Annotated in this window: 12 protein-coding genes and 1 pseudogene; 6 read left to right on the top strand and 7 right to left on the bottom strand. The window is 65.9% G+C overall.

The window, feature by feature from the left end:
- The first annotated feature begins 171 nt into the window (after positions 1 to 171).
- The gene (locus tag CA984_RS48610) at positions 172 to 3,759 is read left to right on the top strand and encodes a DUF4082 domain-containing protein (RefSeq protein WP_086570173.1); all 3,588 of its coding nucleotides are present in this window, start codon (positions 172 to 174) and stop codon (positions 3,757 to 3,759) included.
- Between the two features lie 509 nt (positions 3,760 to 4,268).
- On the opposite strand, the gene CA984_RS08990 is transcribed toward CA984_RS48610, so the two are convergent.
- Entirely contained in the window at positions 4,269 to 4,994 is a 726-nt protein-coding gene (locus CA984_RS08990) for a WbqC family protein (protein ID WP_086570175.1), read from the bottom strand.
- 63 nt (positions 4,995 to 5,057) lie between these two features.
- On the bottom strand, positions 5,058 to 6,059 hold the full coding sequence (locus CA984_RS08995; protein WP_086570177.1) for a glycosyltransferase family 2 protein: 1,002 nt from the start codon (positions 6,057 to 6,059) through the stop codon (positions 5,058 to 5,060).
- A gap of 572 nt (positions 6,060 to 6,631) precedes the next feature.
- On the opposite strand from CA984_RS08995, the gene CA984_RS09000 reads away from it, so the two are divergent.
- On the top strand, positions 6,632 to 7,138 hold the full coding sequence (locus tag CA984_RS09000; RefSeq protein ID WP_086570179.1) for a GNAT family N-acetyltransferase: 507 nt from the start codon (positions 6,632 to 6,634) through the stop codon (positions 7,136 to 7,138).
- Positions 7,139 to 7,258: 120 nt separating this feature from the next.
- On the opposite strand, the gene rfbB is transcribed toward CA984_RS09000, so the two are convergent.
- From rfbB to CA984_RS09025, 5 genes are all read right to left on the bottom strand, one after another.
- Entirely contained in the window at positions 7,259 to 8,236 is a 978-nt protein-coding gene (rfbB, locus tag CA984_RS09005) for a dTDP-glucose 4,6-dehydratase (RefSeq protein WP_086570181.1), read from the bottom strand.
- The gene (locus CA984_RS09010; RefSeq protein ID WP_086570183.1) at positions 8,233 to 9,300 is read right to left on the bottom strand and encodes a glucose-1-phosphate thymidylyltransferase; all 1,068 of its coding nucleotides are present in this window, start codon (positions 9,298 to 9,300) and stop codon (positions 8,233 to 8,235) included. Before CA984_RS09010 ends, rfbB begins: the two co-directional genes overlap by 4 nt.
- Positions 9,301 to 9,432: 132 nt before the next feature.
- Positions 9,433 to 9,837, bottom strand: a complete 405-nt coding sequence (locus CA984_RS09015; protein WP_165781166.1) for a GtrA family protein — start codon at positions 9,835 to 9,837, stop codon at positions 9,433 to 9,435.
- An 80-nt stretch (positions 9,838 to 9,917) separates the two neighbouring features.
- A complete protein-coding gene (gene rffA, locus CA984_RS09020; protein ID WP_086570187.1) occupies positions 9,918 to 11,051 on the bottom strand; it encodes a dTDP-4-amino-4,6-dideoxygalactose transaminase in 1,134 nt (377 codons plus the stop codon).
- Entirely contained in the window at positions 11,048 to 13,165 is a 2,118-nt protein-coding gene (locus CA984_RS09025; protein ID WP_086570190.1) for a hypothetical protein, read from the bottom strand. The genes rffA and CA984_RS09025 overlap by 4 nt, the downstream gene beginning before the upstream one ends.
- A gap of 759 nt (positions 13,166 to 13,924) precedes the next feature.
- On the opposite strand from CA984_RS09025, the gene CA984_RS09030 reads away from it, so the two are divergent.
- The 4 genes and pseudogenes from CA984_RS09030 to CA984_RS09040 all read left to right on the top strand — a co-directional run bounded on the left by CA984_RS09030 (position 13,925) and on the right by CA984_RS09040 (position 17,654).
- The gene (locus tag CA984_RS09030; RefSeq protein WP_165781167.1) at positions 13,925 to 15,109 is read left to right on the top strand and encodes a glycosyltransferase; all 1,185 of its coding nucleotides are present in this window, start codon (positions 13,925 to 13,927) and stop codon (positions 15,107 to 15,109) included.
- Between the two features lie 214 nt (positions 15,110 to 15,323).
- Positions 15,324 to 15,461 (top strand): annotated as a pseudogene (locus tag CA984_RS49225) (hypothetical protein); the annotation flags it as partial.
- 105 nt (positions 15,462 to 15,566) lie between these two features.
- Entirely contained in the window at positions 15,567 to 16,307 is a 741-nt protein-coding gene (locus CA984_RS09035; protein ID WP_165781168.1) for a class I SAM-dependent methyltransferase, read from the top strand.
- Between the two features lie 258 nt (positions 16,308 to 16,565).
- Positions 16,566 to 17,654, top strand: coding sequence for a glycosyltransferase (locus CA984_RS09040; RefSeq protein ID WP_165781169.1), 1,089 nt, complete (start codon positions 16,566 to 16,568; stop codon positions 17,652 to 17,654).

A 17,654-nucleotide genomic window follows, 5' to 3' on the forward strand; every position in this document is an offset into this window, starting at 1 on the left:
GCTCTTCCACCAAAGTCGCAGCGAAGAACCTGAATAAAGGTCTGGCAAGGACATCCTCGGACCGGGAGCGTCTCCCGGCCCTCCGCGTCCCACATCGTCAGACTTTCAGTCGTCTATTCATCCACTGTGACGGCTAATCGTCTACTGTGCTGATTCGACCGAGAGGTCCAAATGCCAGACGGCAAACAACAGTTCGGTCCGAGGTCGCGGCGGATCATCCGAAGCACGCTGATCACCTTCGGAGGCGGCGCGGTGGCCATATTCGGTTTGCTGGGGGCGGCCCTGCCGTCGCCCCCAGCGCCGGAGGTCCCGTCGCCGACCGTGATGATGTCGACAGACCCGGTGGAGAGCGAGCCGGCATCCGCCGGTCCGGCCCCAACCGGCTCCGGCCTCCCCTCCATCAAGACGTCCGAGACGTCAACCGCCGAGGGCACGGCCAGCGGTGCCCACGGCAAGAAGGACGGGAGCCGATCCGCTCCCGCCCACAGGCTCAGAGCCGACTGCCCGCCCACATCCGTCATCTGCCTGGAGAACAGCCTGCCCGGCACTCCCCCCAGTCAGTGGGATGTGCCGGCGCAGAGCATCGACATTGAGGGATACGCCGCTCAGATGAGCGTGAACAAGGGCGAGACTCTCCAGTTCAAGGTGAAGACCACCGCGACCGACTATCGTGTGGATATTTATCGCGTTGGATACTACGGCGGCATGGGTGCGCGGCAGATAGCGACGATCGAGCCCTCCGCCGCCCTGCCCCAGACACAACCAACCTGTTTGAACAACAACACCACAACCGGTCTGATCGACTGCGGCAACTGGGGGGTCTCGGCCTCCTGGGCGGTGCCGAGTGACGCCGTCTCCGGCGTCTATCTCGCGAATATGGTGCGGGAGGACGGCACCAGCGGGGTAAGTCAGATCGTATTCGTTGTCCGGGACGACGACCGCAATTCCGACATTCTACTTAAAACCTCTGACAGCACGTGGACGGCGTACAACAAATACGGCGGCAACAGCCTTTACTCGGGCAAGCCGGTGGGGCGCGCCTACAAGGTGAGCTACAACCGTCCGCTTCTCACGCGCAGTAGTTTCTTCCTGGCCGAGTATCCTCTGATCAGGTGGATCGAGGCCAACGGATACGACGTCGGCTACACCAGCAGCATCGATGCGGCCAACCGGCCGGCGGAACTCCTCGAACACAAGATATTCATCTCCTCCGGGCATGACGAGTACTGGTCCAACGAAATGCGAGAGAACATCGACAACGCCCGGAACAGCGGAGTCAATCTCATCTTCTTCTCCGGGAACGAGGTCTTCTGGAAGACCAGATGGGAGGACTCCATCGACCAGACGGGCACTCCTTTCCGGACACTCGTCTGCTACAAGGAAACCCACGCCAACGCCAAGATCGATCCGAGTCCGCAGTGGACAGGGACATGGCGCGACCCTCGCTTCTCCCCTCCGTCAAATGGCGGAAGACCCGAGAACGCCCTTGCGGGACCGTTGTACATGGTGAACACCCCTGCGAACGACGCCATCACCGTTCCCGCCGAATACAGCGACATGCGACTGTGGCGCAACACCTCCATCGCCGATCTGCAACCCGGCCAGAAGGCGACCTTCCCCACGGGGACGCTCGGATATGAGTGGAACGAAGCACCCGACGACGGGTTCACGCCGCCGGGGCTGGTGAAGTTCTCCAGAACGACTGTGAGCAAGTCAAAGACATACCTGCTTGATTTCGGCAGCACATACGGCGCTGGAACCCCGACACACAGCCTGACGCTCTACAGGCACGCGAGTGGCGCGCTGGTCTTCGGCTCGGGAACCGTCCAGTGGTCATGGGGGCTCGACGACCATCATGATATGAATCCCTCCGGCGGCGGCCGCTTGGGCGACGTCCCCCCCACGGATATCCGGATGCAGCAGGCGACGGTCAACCTGCTGGCCGACATGCAAGCCCAGCCGGCCAGCATCCAGCCGGGACTGATTCCGGCGACCCCGTCAACGGACACCGCTCCGCCCACATCAACGATCACCTATCCGACGGTCAGCGACATCGTGCCCGCAGGGGCGGTCGTCCCCATCCAGGGAGCCGCGGCTGACACAGGTGGCGGCGTCGTCGGCGCCGTCGAGATCTCCGTCGACGGTGGAACCAGATGGTTTCACGCAACGGGCCGCACCAGTTGGCAGTACAACTGGACGACGCCCACCACCGCCGGAACGGTGACGATCAAATCCCGAGCGGTCGATGACATCGGAAACATTCAGGGAAGTCCGACGGAGATGACCGTCACCCTTGTCAAGGAATGCTCCTCCTGCACTCTGTGGCCACCGTCGGCCGTCCCGGCCGTCCCGTCCCAGCCCGACCCCAAGGCCAGCACCGCCGGCGTGAAGTTCAAGGCGGCCAGGGCCGGGATCATCACCGGCATCCGGTTCTACAAGGGCCCGCAGAACACCGGGACCCACACCGGGAGCCTGTGGACCAGCGGCGGCCAGTTGCTGGCCAGCGCGCCCTTCACCAACGAGACCGCCTCCGGATGGCAGCAGGTGGACTTCCCCACCCCGGTGAACATCGCCGCCAACACCACCTACGTCGCCTCCTACCACASCACCTCCGGCTACTACTCGGTGACACGGCCGTACTTCACCACGCAATACACGAACGGCCCGCTCACCGCACTCGCCAACGGCGCGGAAGGTGGAAACGGCGTATACAAGTACGGCGCGACGAACAGCTTCCCCACCAACAGTTCCCAAGCCAGCAACTACTGGGTGGACGTCGTGTTCACCCCGTCCAACAGCATCTGGGACAACACCGCCGTCCCGGCCGTCCCGTCCCAGCCCGACTCCAAGGCCAGCACCGCCGGCGTGAAGTTCAAGGCGGCCACCGCCGGAGCCATCACCGGCATCCGGTTCTACAAGGGCCCGCAGAACACCGGCACCCACACCGGGAGCCTGTGGACCAGCAGCGGCCAGCTGCTCGCCAGCGCTCCCTTCACCAACGAGACCGCCTCCGGATGGCAACAGGTGAACTTCCCCACCCCGGTGAACATCGCCGCCAACACCACCTACATCGCCTCCTACCACACCACCTCCGGCTACTACTCGGTGACACGGCCCTACTTCACCACGCAATACACCAACGGCCCGCTCACCGCACTCGCGAACGGCGCGGAAGGCGGAAACGGCGTATACAAGTACGGCCCGACGAACAGCTTCCCCACCGACAACTACAAAGCCAGCAACTACTGGGTGGACGTCGTGTTCACCCCGTCCAACAGCATCTGGGACAACACCGCCGTGCCGGCCGTCCAGTCCTATCCCGACCCCAAGGCCGTTACCCTTGGCGTGAAGTTCAAGGCGGCCACCACCGGAACCATCACCGGCATCCGGTTCTACAAGAGCCCGCAGGACACCGGGACGCACATCGGAAGCCTGTGGAGCGTCGACGGTCAGTTGCTCACGAGCGCGACCTTCACCAACGAGACCGAATCCGGATGGCAGCAGGTGAACTTCTCCACGCCGGTGAACATCACCGCCAACACCACCTACGTCGCCTCCTACCACACCACCTCCGGCTACTGGTCGGTGACACGGCCGTACTTCACCACGCAATACACGAACGGCCCGCTCACCGCACTCGCGAACGGCGCGGAAGGCGGAAACGGCGTGTACAACTACAGCGCGACGAACGGCTTCCCGATCCTCACCTACCAATCCAGCAACTACTGGGTCGACGTGGTGTTCGGCACACCCCAGTAATCGGCCGCGCATCCCGGCCCCGCCGGGCCCGTCATCCCCCTCTCGGCAGGCCTGGCTCCTGTCCGGCTCCACCGTGCCGGACAGGAGCCGGGCGATGCCGAGCCGAGGAACGGCCGCCCGGACGGCCTGCCGATCATCGTCAGGTCGCCCTGACGGCGGGACCGGCCGTCAGGGAACCCCACCACCGGGGATGAGATCACCGCCGTCATGGAGAGGCCGGAACCACCCCGGCGCGGAACGGCCGTCTGTGACCGGCTGCCTCAGGGCGGAGAAGGCTCATCGCCCCTGGTCGGATGTTGTGGGCTTACCGGCCGTCATAGCGGCCAGGACAGGATGGCACGCGCTCTGTGCGGATGCTCGCGGGTCTTCCACAACCGATCGGGCGGAGGTCCGCTTCCGCTCCACCCTGCGCGGGGGATCCCGGAGACGGGCCGACTGATGACCGAGGGGTGCCGCCGGGGGGACGCTGCGCGTCACGGCCTGTCAGGTGAGACAGCGGCCGGCTCCGCTCAGGACCGGGCCGGCGCTCGCCGTGACGCCCGCCCGGAAGCGGCGATCTTCAGGTGTTCGACGGCGTTCGGTCCCGTGTTGAAGATGAGATCGAGGACGCTCACCCGGTGGTCGAACGGCGGATGGAGCTGGGGGTATTCGGGGTAGTCCGAGTAGTCGAACCATCGGGGCTCGACGCCCGCTCTCCGGAAGAGGCTCTCATCGAGGTAGGCTCGCGCGGCCGGACCGGTGAGGTATTCGCGGGCGCCCGCCTTCCGGCACAGGTCGACGAGGCGCTCCGTCTTGGACCCCGTCGTGTCATAGTCGGTGGACCAGCGCAGCTCGGTCCGAATGCCGAGGATCGAGCAGATCCCTTCGAGGAGGTGTCTGTTGATCTCCGACAGCTTCTCGCTCCCGCATTCGCGGTAGAGCTTCTCCAGGACCGGCGCGAACTCGCCGAAATACGCGGCCTTCCGATAGGCCTGCGTGAGGGCTCGCCAGTGCGCGACGTTCCAGTCCGGGTCGGCGATGGTCGCCTCGTTGATCGGCTGGCTCCGAGGACCGCGTCTGAGCGGAACCGAGAGCCATCTGGCGCCCGCCGCCGTCTTTATGAGGTTACGGTTACGCCAGTCTCTGTCAGTGTATTGCACCTCGTCGAGGAGGATGAACTCGTCGACGTGGGCGATCAGGTCGAAATATCCTTTCCATGGGATGTAGTTTGATTGCACTATCGCAACCCGTTTCATGCGCCCTACGCTTTCGATTTGTCCGTACCTCGTACGATCTCCCGGGAAAGCCGTTGATCCAGGCTACCGTTCGTGAACGCCGACCCCCGGGCGGATGAGAGTATCCGCATTCACCTCAGGCGCCGTCGACAGGCGGGGGCCGTGGCTCTCGGACCGTTCTCGGACGATGTAGGTGGGGCGGCCCATCCGTTCCACATGAATCCTGCCGAGATATTCTCCGATGATCCCGAGGGCTACCATCTGGGCGGAGGCGAACAACGAGATCATGGATGCTATGGATGTGAACCCTTTGAGCGTGCTGTCCCCCCACCAGTAATTCCAGAGAAAGACCGTGAGAAGGACCGCGCCGAGAGCACCCACCAGCAGTCCGGCGTAGGTGACCAGACGGAGCGGGATGGTGCTGTATCCCACCATGACATGGACCGCGTGGCGGATGAGCATCGGCACGGTGTAGTTGGACTGCCCGACCGGCCGGCGCTCCATGTTCACCCGGACGGTTCCGACGCGCATGGTGGCCCATGAGAACGAGATGTCGATCAGGGTGTGCGGGCCCGCGACTCCATCCAGTGATTCGCGTAGAAAACTCCGGAAGGCGCGGAAAGCGCAAATATCCTGACCCGTTGCCTCGCCAAATCGTCCAGAGAGTCCGATTTTAAGCGACCTGGAGGCGAGATTGCGTATGAATCCGTGTGTTCCGGCGTACGGGACCGCGTAGACGATGTCAAGGTCGGGCCGGAGGCCTGCCAGGAGCTTGGGGATCTCCTCCGGCGGATGCTGGAGGTCGTCATCCATGGTCACCACGGTGTCGTAGCGAGCACAGCGGATGCCGGCGACAAGAGCGTTGTGCTGCCCGTAGTTCCGGGCCAGCAGCAGCGCACGGACCGTCTCATGCCGATCGGCGAGCTCTTGCGCGACTTCCCAGGTGTCGTCCGGTGAACCGTCGACGACGAGTACGACCTCGAACATGGAGGCGACGGTCGGCAGAACGACGAGAAGACGCTCAACCAATGCCGGAAGTGTCTGCACGGATCGGTAACATGGAATTACGACGGATACGTGAGTCATGACGCCAGTCTCACGAATGTCGCGCCGACCCACCGGGCCCGCAGGCCGGATTTACACTATGCTGATAAAATAAATGACGAATCCAAACTTATCGGCACCGCCTCCTGAATCCTCCAGGATCTTGGAGTGATCCGCCCGCGTCAAGTCAATCTTCTGCGGGCGGAGTTCTTTGGTCCGGGCATACCTGCGATCGGGCCACCGCCGCGCACGGGCGGCTCCGCGAGGTCGGCGGAAAGTTCTTTCTTCTCATTTGCCCATGTTTTCGCTCTTCATGCCGGGCGTCCGCACACCGTCGACATTCCTGCCCGTTCTCCATGCGGGTCGATATCGGCTCGCCTTTCCGTGATACAGCCCAGGACACGCATCCCACATGTTTGTCTTCGAGAGGTCACGGTCCATAGCATCGCTTCACGCCGCCCTGCCCGCGTCGTCGTGATCCTCCCCGCCCGGGGAGCGAGCTCTCCTACGACGCGGTCCCATCTCAACGATGGAATTTCACGGTCCGTTCTCGGGACGGCGCCGCTAGAACCGCTCTGCCACGAGACTTACTCAGGCCACAGGGAAGGAAGGTCATGGAGGTCACGTTGAGGCCGGTCCGCGAGGAGGACCTGGACGTCTTCGAGGCGGAGCGGGCCACACCCGAGCTCAGAGGCGAGCTCCAGTGGTACGGACACCGCTCTTCTCACGGACTCCGCCAGGAGTTCGCCGAGAACGGGTTCCTCGGCCCCGCCTCCGGCCGCCTCACCATCGACGTCGACGGGGACGCGGCCGGATGGGTGGTGTGGTGGACGACCTCCTGGGGACCCGACTCCACGTGCTGGTGCTGGGCGATGGGCATCTGCGTCTTCTCCGGCTTCCGGTGCAAGGGTGTCGGAACGCTGGCCCAGCTCCAGCTCGTGGACTACCTGTTCGCCCACACCCGGGCCGAGCGCATCCAGTCCTTCACCGACGTCGCCAACTACGGCGAGCAGCGCGCCCTGGAGAAGGTCGGGTTCGAACGCGAGGGGATCCTGCGCCGCGCCCAATGGCGGGACGGCCGCTGGCACGACCAGATCCTCTACTCGATGCTGCGTCCCTGAAGTTCACGAGGCTCCGCGTCGGCAGACGCGGGGCTGTCCACCGAACCGGCTGACCGACCGCGGAGGCCATCGAGACCTCCGCCGGAGCCGGGGCGGTCCGGACCTCGGTGACGCCGGCGTTCACCGATCGGCCCTCTTCAGTGGGCGCCACCAGTCCTGGTGATCGCGGTACCACCGCACGACCTGGTCGAGCCCCTCGTCGAAGTCGATACGGGGTTCGTAGCCGATCGCCGCGATCTTGTTGCTGTCCACGGAGTAGCGCCGGTCGTGTCCGAGCCTGTCCGGCGCCCGCTCGACCATCTCCCAGCCCACGCCGAACGCCGCGAGCAGCCGTTCCGTGAGCTCCCTGTTGGTCAGCTCGACCCCACCGCCGATGTTGTAGACCTCACCGCCTGAACCCTTGTCCAGCACCAAGTGGATGCCCTGGCAGTGATCGTCGACGTGCAGCCACTCGCGGACGTGACGGCCGTCGCCGTACAGGGGCACCGGGTGTCCGTCGATGAGGTTGGTGACGAAGAGCGGGATGACCTTCTCCGGATACTGATACTGGCCGTAGTTGTTGGAACAGCGGGTCACCCGTACGTCGAGCCCGTGGGTCCGGTGGTAGGCGCGGCAGAGAAGATCGGCCCCCGCCTTCGCAGCCGAGTAGGGCGAGTTGGGCAGCAGTGGCTCCGACTCGGTCCAGGAGCCCACGTCGATGGATCCGTACACTTCGTCTGTGGAGACCTGGACGACCGTGCGCACGCCGGTGTCGAGCGCCGCCTGCAGGAGACACTGCGTGCCGTGGACGTTGGTGACCACGAACTCCCCGGGACCGCTTATCGACCGGTCGACATGTGTCTCGGCGGCGAAGTTCACGATCACGTCGTGTCCAGGCACCACTTCGGCCAGCAGCCGAGCGTCGGTGATGTCCCCTCTGACGAACGTGAGGCGTGGATGCCCGGCCACCGGGCGCAGATTCGCCAGGTTGCCCGCGTAGGTGAGCTTGTCCAGCACCGTCACGTGGACGTCCTCGTAGCCGGGGTATCTTCCGGACAGCAGCGACCGCGCGTAGTGGGAGCCGATGAATCCGGCGCCGCCCGGGACGAGGACTCTCATGCCCGCACCTGGATCCTGCTGTGGTCGCCGACCATGAGCTGGTGCGTGTTGGGCACTCCCCTGGCCTTGCTGACCTCGACGTTCCGGCCGATCAGGGAGTACGTGAGCCCAGAGACGCCCCTGATGGCGGACTCCCCCAGAACGATGCTGTACTGCACTTCGGAATCCTCCAGCACGCAGCCCTCGGCGATCGAGGTGTAGGGACCGATGTACGAGCCACTGATCTTGCTGTGGGCGCCGACGACCGCGGGCCCCCGGATCACCGAGTTCTCTATCACCGCGCCGGGTTCGATGACCACGCGCCCCGTTATCTCCGAGAATCCGTCCACGGTTCCCCGGACGTCCGGTTCGATCGCCTCCAGGACGATGCGATTGCACTCCAGCATGTCCTGCAGCCGCCCGGTGTCCCTCCAGTAGCCGCTGACGAAGTGCGAACGGACGCGGCCACCATTGTCGATGAGCCATTTGACGGCGTCCGTGATCTCCAGCTCGCCGCGGGCGGAGGGTGTGATCGCCCTGACCGCCTCGTGAATGGCCGGTGAGAAGGTGTAGACCCCCACGATCGCGAGATCGCTACGCGGATGCTCCGGCTTCTCCTCCAGCCCGATGATCTCGCCGTCCGGCCCGAGTTCGGCGACTCCGTAGAACTGCGGCTCGGCGACTCTCGTGAGCAGGATCTGGGCGTCGTTGTCGGCCGCGCGGAAGGCATCCACCAGGTCGGTGATGCCACCCACCAGGAAGTTGTCGCCCAGGTACATCACGAACGGCTCATCGGCGAGGAACTCTCGGGCGATCAGGACGCAGTGCGCGAGCCCCAGAGGAGCCGCCTGGTGGATGTAGGTCACGTCGAGATCGAACTTCGAGCCGTCCCCGACCACTTCCCGGACCTCGTGAGCGGTGTCGCCGACGATGATCCCGACACTCCTGATGCCCGCGTCCCGTATCGCTTCGAGCCCGTAGTAGAGCACCGGTTTGTTGGCGACGGGGACCAGTTGCTTCGCCGAGGTATGCGTCAGCGGGCGCAGCCTCGTCCCTTTGCCACCCGCCAGAACGAGTGCCTTCATGGTTGTCAGGTCCTTCCGCCAAGAATGCTCGGCCATGGCGACCGTCTGTACGCTCAATTTACGCGCAGCTCCAATGAGCGACTCACCGCCATCCTTCGCCTTTGTCAAAGAGCACGTGGTATCTCGACAAGGTCAGATTTTTCCGCGATCGCGAAACGTCCATATCCGGTGGGCGACGTAGCTTAGCGGCGGATTCACGACTATTATCAGCCCCTGCGCCACCATAATCGGAATTCCAGCGAATTCCACCAGGACCGGGACGCCGACGACGGATGCCACCAGGAAGCCCAGCCCGACCGCGTAGAACCGTAGATAACCCGCGAGCCATGACTTCCCGCAAGCGCGGAAAACCATCAGCCTGTACCCCGGATAGACGATCACCGAGGTGACGAACTGGCAGGCCACCAGCAGGGGGACATAAGGAATCCGCTCTCCGGCGGCGAGCAGTCCCAGGCCCAGGAGGGCGTAGTAGACCACAGCCGTCACGGCTCCGGCCATCAGGTAGACGACGCGCTGGTCCCCCAGTGCCCGGAGCAAGGTCCGCCACCCGGACCGGGCGGGCTCCGGCGACGACCCCCGCGCCCGTACGACTCGCGTCTGGAGCACGCCGCGCGCCATCAGCTCACCACGTAGGCCCGGACAGCGTCGATCACGCGGTCGACGTCGGCCTCGGCCAGGTCAGCGAACAACGGCAGCCGTATGAGGCGGTCGGCGACCTCCTCGGTAACCGGACACCCCCCCGGGGCCACTCGCCCGTATCGCACTCCCGCGGGCGCGGCGTGCAGCGACTGGTAGTGGAACGCCGCCTGCACACCCCTCGTCGACAGGTGGGCGATCAACGCCTGCCGGTTCGCCAGGTCCGGAAGCAGGAGGTAGTACAGATGCGCCGGATGGGCGCAGCCTTCCGGAATCGTCGGCCGGGCCACCCCGTTCGCCGCGCTCCAGCTCGCCAGTTCATCGTGGTACCTGCGCCATACGGCATGACGCCGGGCCTGGATCGTGCCGAACGACTCCAATTGGGCGGTCAACTGGGCGGCGAGAACGTCGGACGGGAGATAACTCGATCCGATGTCGACCCATCTGTACTTGTCCACCAGGCCGCGGAAGAACTGGCTGCGGTCAGTGCCCTTCTCCCGGATGATCTCGGCGCGCGCGACCAGGCCGGCGTCGTTCAGAAGCAGCGCACCGCCCTCCCCGCACTGCACGTTCTTCGTCGCGTGGAAACTCTGCGTCGCCAGGCTTCCGAACGACCCGAGGGGCAGATCCCGGTAGAAGCCGCCAAGACCGTGGGCGTTGTCCTCGACCAGGGCGAGGTCGTACCGCTCGCAGAGCTTGCCGATGGCCTCCATCTCGCAGGCGACACCCGCGTAGTGGACGACCACGACGGCCCGCGTGCGATCGGTGACGGCGGCTTCCAGGAGGCGCTCATCCAGATTCAGGGTGTCCGGGCGGCAATCGACGAATACGGGGACCGCACCTCTCAGGGCAAAGGCGTTGGCCGCCGACATGAAGGTGAACGAGGGCATGATCACCTCGTCACCGGGCTCGATGCCGAGCAGAATCGCCGACATCTCCAGCGCGTGCGTGCAGGAGGTGGTCAACAGGACATGACCTGCACCGGTCATCTCACGCAGAAGCCCGCCGGCCTCCCGGGTGAACGGCCCGTCTCCGCAGGTGAATCCCCCGCGCACGGCCTCCGTCAGGTAGTCGAGCTCGTTCTCCGAGATATGTGTCCGGTTGAAAGGAATCATGTCGTACCGCCTGGCACCTGGTAAACGGCGTAGTCGCCGGAGCGGAATCGAAGGGTCGCGGCATCGCCGATCCCGTGATGCGGGCTCATCCGCCGCTCGTCGACGAACAGCCAGCGCACGCCGTAGCGCGCCCGCAGCCGTTGAATCGAAGCAGTCGAGGGGGATTGGAAGGCCGCGTCATTGAGCTGGATCCGTTCGTGGTCCCAGAACGGCAGATACTCGGTCGTGAGGCCTCTGCGCCACTGCTGGTGATTCGTCGGAGTGAACGCCCAGCCCTCCACCAGCACGCGTCGTTCGGTCAGAGCTGCCCCCCAGAACTCACGGCTGTCGCAGGGGTTTTCGAACCCCCAGCGGCAATGGGTGTTCGTGGCGACCAGATCGTCCGGGTCCGAGTGGGCACGCAACCACCGTCCGGCGGTCAGGGCGTTTCGCGGGATCATCTGCGCCTCAGCGACGGGGGCTGTGACGGTGCCGCCGCCTGCCGGGGCGGGGATACCCGCCGGAAGAACGCGGAGGGCGAAGGCGGCGGGCAGGCCCGCGGCCGCGATCATCGAGATCGTGAGAGCCCCGGCGACGACGAGGCGCCGTCTGCTGACGGAGAAGAGCACGCCGGTCGCGAGCAGGGCGAGGACCGTCAGGACGATGTACGGCCGATACAGGAGGAACTCGTCCTGCCCCGGGCTCAGGGGAACCCGGACGCCGAAGACCGTACGGGTCAGACAGGTCACCACGATCGCCGCGCCGGCCACGCACGCTGTCGCGCGCACCGGCACCCGGGCCCGCCGCAGGATGACGGAGAGCCCGTAGACTGCGACGATTCCCAGATAGGGATAGGACGCCACGGAGAAGTAGCGTTCAGCGTGTTGGGGGTGCCCGAAAAAGAGCGTGGCGCCGATCCCCGCGGCACCGATACCGAGCATCAGCACCACCGCCGGTCGCATGAGCAGCCGGGGCCGGCTCAGCAGGCCGCCGATCCCGCACCACCCTATGACCCAGCTCATCAGGTACAGCAGCGTGACAGCGAGAGCCGAGGCGAGCGGCGGCTCGGCCTCTTCGCCCAGGCCGGTCAGTTCTCCCCAGACGCTGCGCATCATGGCGAGCGGATCGGCTGACATCCCCAGACGCGCCTGGCCGAACAGTACGAACTGGGCGTAGCCGAAGCACGCCGCGGTGATCGCCAGCGAAGCGAGCGCGTGCCGGGGGATCCGGCGACGTCGCACCACCTCGATCACGCCGATCGCGACCAGGCCTGCGGCGACCAGGGGCAGATAAGTGGCCTTGGCCCCCATCACCGCCACGAGGAAGACCCCCAGGAGCAGCCACCTGCCGGGGGTGCTCCGCCGGCGATCGAGAATATCGACCAGGAGGAGGACCACCGGTGCGAAGAGCAGAGCCCCGAAGGCCTGGGTGGGGCTCTGCCACGTCTGCGTGGGTCTCCACGTGAACACTCCGACCTCCATGCCGGAGTACAGGTTCGGCCCCTCCAGGAAGAGGGCGCCCGCCATGGCCAGCAGCGCGGCCGCCCATGAGCCCACCACGCGCCGCCCGATCATCCCTATCAGAACGGTGAACGCGACCATCATGGGCAGCATGACCAGCCTGAACAGCAGTACCAGCGGCTCGACGCCGGTGATCCAGCTCGCCGACGCGAAGTGGGCGTAGACGAACCAGTGGTAGAAGAGGGGCTCCCCCGCGACCATCGGCACCGTGGGCGGCATGTGGTGCTTCAACTCACCGATCAGCGCCAGGTGGAACGGCATGTCGAGACTGACGGATCCGAGCGCCGGCCAGGTCAGGGCGTGCAGTTTGAAGAACCTGGCGGCGCTCCAGACGACCAGGTAGGCCGTGACCAGGGCGAGGGACCAGGACCACCAGATCGGCGCGGTGGGGCGAGGCCCGCCCTTCCAGTGCCGTCTCAGACGGGGGACGGCGGCGAAGACCGCATAGGTGACGATCGGCCAAGCGATGACAAGCAGTGGCATCCCAGCCGCGCGGGCGGCGATGTAGGTGAGCACCTCGATCGCGTAGCCCAGCACCAGCCCGAGGGCGAGCTCCTCCGTCAGCGTCCACCTGCCGCCGTACAGGGCGCGGATCAGCAGCAGCCCCGGAAGCATAAGCCCCAGCGCGACATAAATTCCAAAACACACCATGTCCCGGACAGAAACCCCGAAGTGACTCAGCACCATCATCGCGAAGACGGCTGCAAACACCGCCGGAAACCACCTGAGCGCGTAGAAGCACCAGAATCTCCGCCACCGGATGGCCCATCCCCGTCCGTGCGGAGTTTCATTCGCCTGCACTTCTCCCGTAAGCGTGACGGGGTCCGGCGAGGAGCGTTCAAGGTGCGGAGTCTTGGCCATGCACGCAAGTCTCACGATACGAGCGTCCTGGCCGGATTTGGACTGCCGCGTTTTTCGATGTCTTTGCCAGCCGTTCATACAGGCCCACCGGTACGGCGGGGACGGCGAGATTCCCCGCGCTTTCCGGAGGGTGGGGAATGTCCGAAAAATTTATGAACGGGCGGACGGGCCGCACAGCGGGCGTGCCGGAGCGCGGAGTCGGCCGATGACCGGGAGGCGCGCCACCGGTCCGGCAGACGTGCGTGACGCCCGGCGGGAGATCCATACCCGGCTGATCCCGAATGCCTGCCCGACCTGCGGGCAATGGCGGCCGAGAAACCAATTAAATATGGACACATCCCGAAAAGACGATAGTAAGCGGCACCGTCGAGACACACCGCCTCTTGCAGCGCAGACGCATTCGCGGCCTGTAATGCTACGACCATGATGAGCAGCCTCAAGAGGCGACGCCGCAGGCGGAGCCGTCATCTGGCGGGTACACGCGAACTGCGTGTCTTCTACATGATCGGCACTATGGGAATAGGCGGCGCGGAAAGCCAGGTCGTACTGCGCGCCGCGGAAATGCGCGCCCGCGGCATTGACAGCCGCGTGCTGCTGCTGTTCGACGGAGGCCCCTTCGAAGCGCGCCTCCGGGACGCGGGCGTCCCCGTCACGCACCTGCGCTTCCGGACCATCAGCGCCGCGGGCCGGTGGCGAGCGCTCTTGTACGGCATCGCGGCGTTCTGCCGTCTCGTGCGCCTCCTGCGCCGCACCCGGCCGCATGTGCTCCACGCCCACCTGTTCCACGCCTATGCCATCGGCGTGCCGGCGGGCAGGTTGGCGGGGGTCCCCCTGGTGGTGGCGGGACGCCACACACCACTGACGATCATCGGCTGGAGCCGTCTGACCTCTCTCGTGGACAGGACCGCCAACCGTCTGGCCGATCACATCGTTCCGGTCAGCCAGAGCATCGCGGACGAGCTCGTGAGCCGCTTCCGCGTCCGCCACAAGGTCAGCGTGATCCACAACGGCCTCCCACCCGCGGCGTTCCTCCCGCAGAACCCGGCTCCCCTGGAGACGGAACTCCCCGTCATCGTCTGTGTGAGCAGACTTCACCCTCTCAAGGGTCACCGCTACCTGCTCGACGCCACGGCACTCCTCGAACGCCGGGGGCTGAAGTGCACCGTCGTCCTGATCGGAGACGGGCCGGAGCGCGGCAGGCTGGAGAGGCAGGTGGAAGAGCTCGGAATCGACGTCCGTTTCCTTGGTTTCCGGACCGACGTGGGCGCGTGGCTGGCCCGTGCCGAGATCATGGTCCATCCGACGCTGGCGGAGGCCCTGGGAAACTGCGTCATGGAGGCGATGGCCGCCGGGCTCCCCACGGTGTCGACGACCGTCGGCGGTGTCCCCGAGCTGCTCGGAGAGGGCCGCGGGCTACTCGTGCCTCCAGCCGACGTCACCGCGCTGGCGGACGCGATCCAGCGGCTGCTCACCGACGACGCGCTCGCGGAGCGGCTGCGCGCCTCGGCGCGGGCGTGGGTGGCGGACAACCTCACGAGCGAGAAACTCGTCGATCGGTATCTGAGCACCTACTCACGCGTCATGCGCCAGAAGTTCACGACGGGGCCGGACGTGCCGATCGGCCCCCGTGACCATGGCCGGCGCGGTGACCGGACGGGTTCACCGGCCGGTGACCGCGTGTCCGGTCACGGCCGGTGAGGATACCCCCGCCCCTCCCGCGACGCCGTCCGGCCCCTGGCGTCTCCGGTCCGGAGGGACCGGACCCCGAGCGGAACCCGGCGTCTTTCCCGCGATCCGCCGCAGGACACACCCTTCCGCATGTTCGTGTCCATGCAGTCACGTTACGTAACATGTCTCGGGACCAGGGCGGCCGACCTGGCCACCCTTGTTGTCTCGCTGGATAGGCAATCGAATGACTCTTTCCAAACGTGTGGACGGTGGCACGGACACCGAGAACGCCTGGTGCTCCGCGCTGTGCTGCCTTCGCTGCCGTGGCCCACTCCGTACCGGAACCGAGCTTCGGTGCGATGCGTGTTCGACCGTGTATCCCGTCGACGACGGAATCCCACGATTCGTTCCCCGGGACAACTACGCGGCGGGGTTCGGATACCAGTGGAACCGGCACCGGCTGACTCAGCTCGACTCCCATTCCGGCATGCCGATCACGCGCGACCGGCTGATGAACGCGAGCGGCTGGACAGTCTCCGACCTGAAAGAGAAGACCGTTCTCGAATGCGGCAGCGGCGCGGGGCGGTTCACTGAGGTGCTGTGTGAGACCGGCGCCAAGGTGACGTCGGTCGACATCTCAAGCGCCGTGCACGCCAACGCCGCTTCGAACGGCCGATTCCCCAATCTGAGAATCGTCCAGGCCAGCATCTACGAACTGCCGTTCCCTGAGGAGTCGTTCGACTTCTTGTTCTGCTGTGGAGTGATCCAGCACACCCCGGACGTCGAGAAGACGTTCAAGACCCTGTTCCGTTACCTCCGGCCCGGAGGCCGGTTCTGCATCGACGTGTACGCGGCGATCATCGCCTACACGCATCCTCGGCAGTTGCTGCGCCCGATCGCCAAACGCGTGCCTCCCGCCAAGCTCTACGCCCTCGTGGAGAGGACCGTGCCGAGGCTGCTGCCCCTGTCCATGAAGCTCAGCGCCGTTCCACGGGTGGGGCAGTGTCTGACGCGGCTGGTCCCGGTGGCGAATCACAGCCATCTGGGCCAGATGGACGCGGAGACCGCTCGGAACTGGTCGGTGCTGGACACCTTCGACTGGCTCTCACCACGGTACGAAAGGCCGCAGCCCCGGCGGCGCCTCGAGCGATGGACGCGGGAACTGGGCCTACGTGAGGTCTCCATCGAGCGTCACCGCGGGCTGTACGTGATCAGCGGCGTCAAATAACCGGCGGCCCCCGGCCCGGCGACCGGATTCCCGCACCCTCCTCAGAGCCATGTCCGCCGAAGCACCGGCTCGACCAGGCCGTCACGCCTTCACTCCGTACGACACACCCACCGGCCACGCTGACCAGGAACCGCGGACGCGGACCGTTTCAATCAGTTTTCGACGCTAAAAGTCGCCTTCGGAAGGGATAACGTCGTGGCGGTCAGCGAGGTCAGCGATAGGTCCGGCCTTCGGCGCGTCGTGCTTGTCATCCCGCAGTTGACGCCGCTGGGAGGCACCGAGACGCAGCTCTCCTTGCTGGCCCGGGAACTCCGCGCAAGAAATATCGACGTAAAGGTGCTCGTCCTCCGGAGAGACGGACGGCACGCGGAGACCCCGCACCCCGCCGGGGTCGAGGTACACCACCTCGGCTTCGTCCCCCTCTCGCCGGGGCCGTCGGCACTGGCTCGCAACCTGCGCGCCTGCGTCTCCCTGCTCCGCCTGCTGCGGCGCCTGAGGCCTCAGGTGCTCCACGCGTTCCTCTACTTCGGCTACGTCGTCGGCGCGCCCGCCGCCCGGTTGGCACGGGTGCCGGTCGTGGTCGCCAGCCGGCGCAGCCAGAGTTTCTTCAAGAGGAGACGCAGGTGGGTGCTGGCCGCGGAGAGGGCCGCGACCCGCATCACCGACCACGTCGTCGCGAACGCCGTCGCCGTCGCGGAGGACACCCGCGCGGTCGAGCGCATGCCGGCGCACAAACTGAGCGTGGTCTACAACGGCCTTCCGGAGTCGGCGTTCGACGCGGTCACGCCGGAGGACGTCGACACCTCTCTGCCGGTGGTTCTCTGCGTGGCCAATCTTCTGAAGGTGAAGGGCCACCGTTTCCTGATCGACGCCGCCGCCGTGCTCTCCCGGCAGGGGCGCGCATGCACGGTGGTGCTCATCGGCGAAGGTCCTGAACGTGGTCACCTGGAGACGCAGGCGGCGGTGCTCGGCGTCGACGTCCGCTTCCTGGGATTCCGCACGGACACGGCGGGCTTCCTGGCCCGCGCCGACGTGGTGGTCCTCCCCTCGCTGTCCGAGGGTCTGAGCAACGCGGTCATGGAGGCGATGGCGGCGGGCCGGCCGATCGTCGCCACCTCGGTAGGTGGTACGCCCGAACTCCTCGAGGGCCGCGGCGTCCTCGTCCCCGCCTCCAGCCCTTCGGCGCTGGCCGAGGGGGTGGGCCGTCTCCTCGACGATCCGGAGCTCGCCGCCGCGCTGGGAGCCGCGGCACGTGCCTGGGCGCGGAAGAACCTCGACGTGGCCGTCATGGCCGAGCAGCACATCAACCTTTATCACCGACTTCTGGAGGCCCGATGTGCGGGATAG

This window comes from Streptosporangium minutum, from assembly GCF_002149035.1.
Taxonomy (GTDB): Bacteria; Actinomycetota; Actinomycetes; order Streptosporangiales; family Streptosporangiaceae; genus Streptosporangium; species Streptosporangium minutum.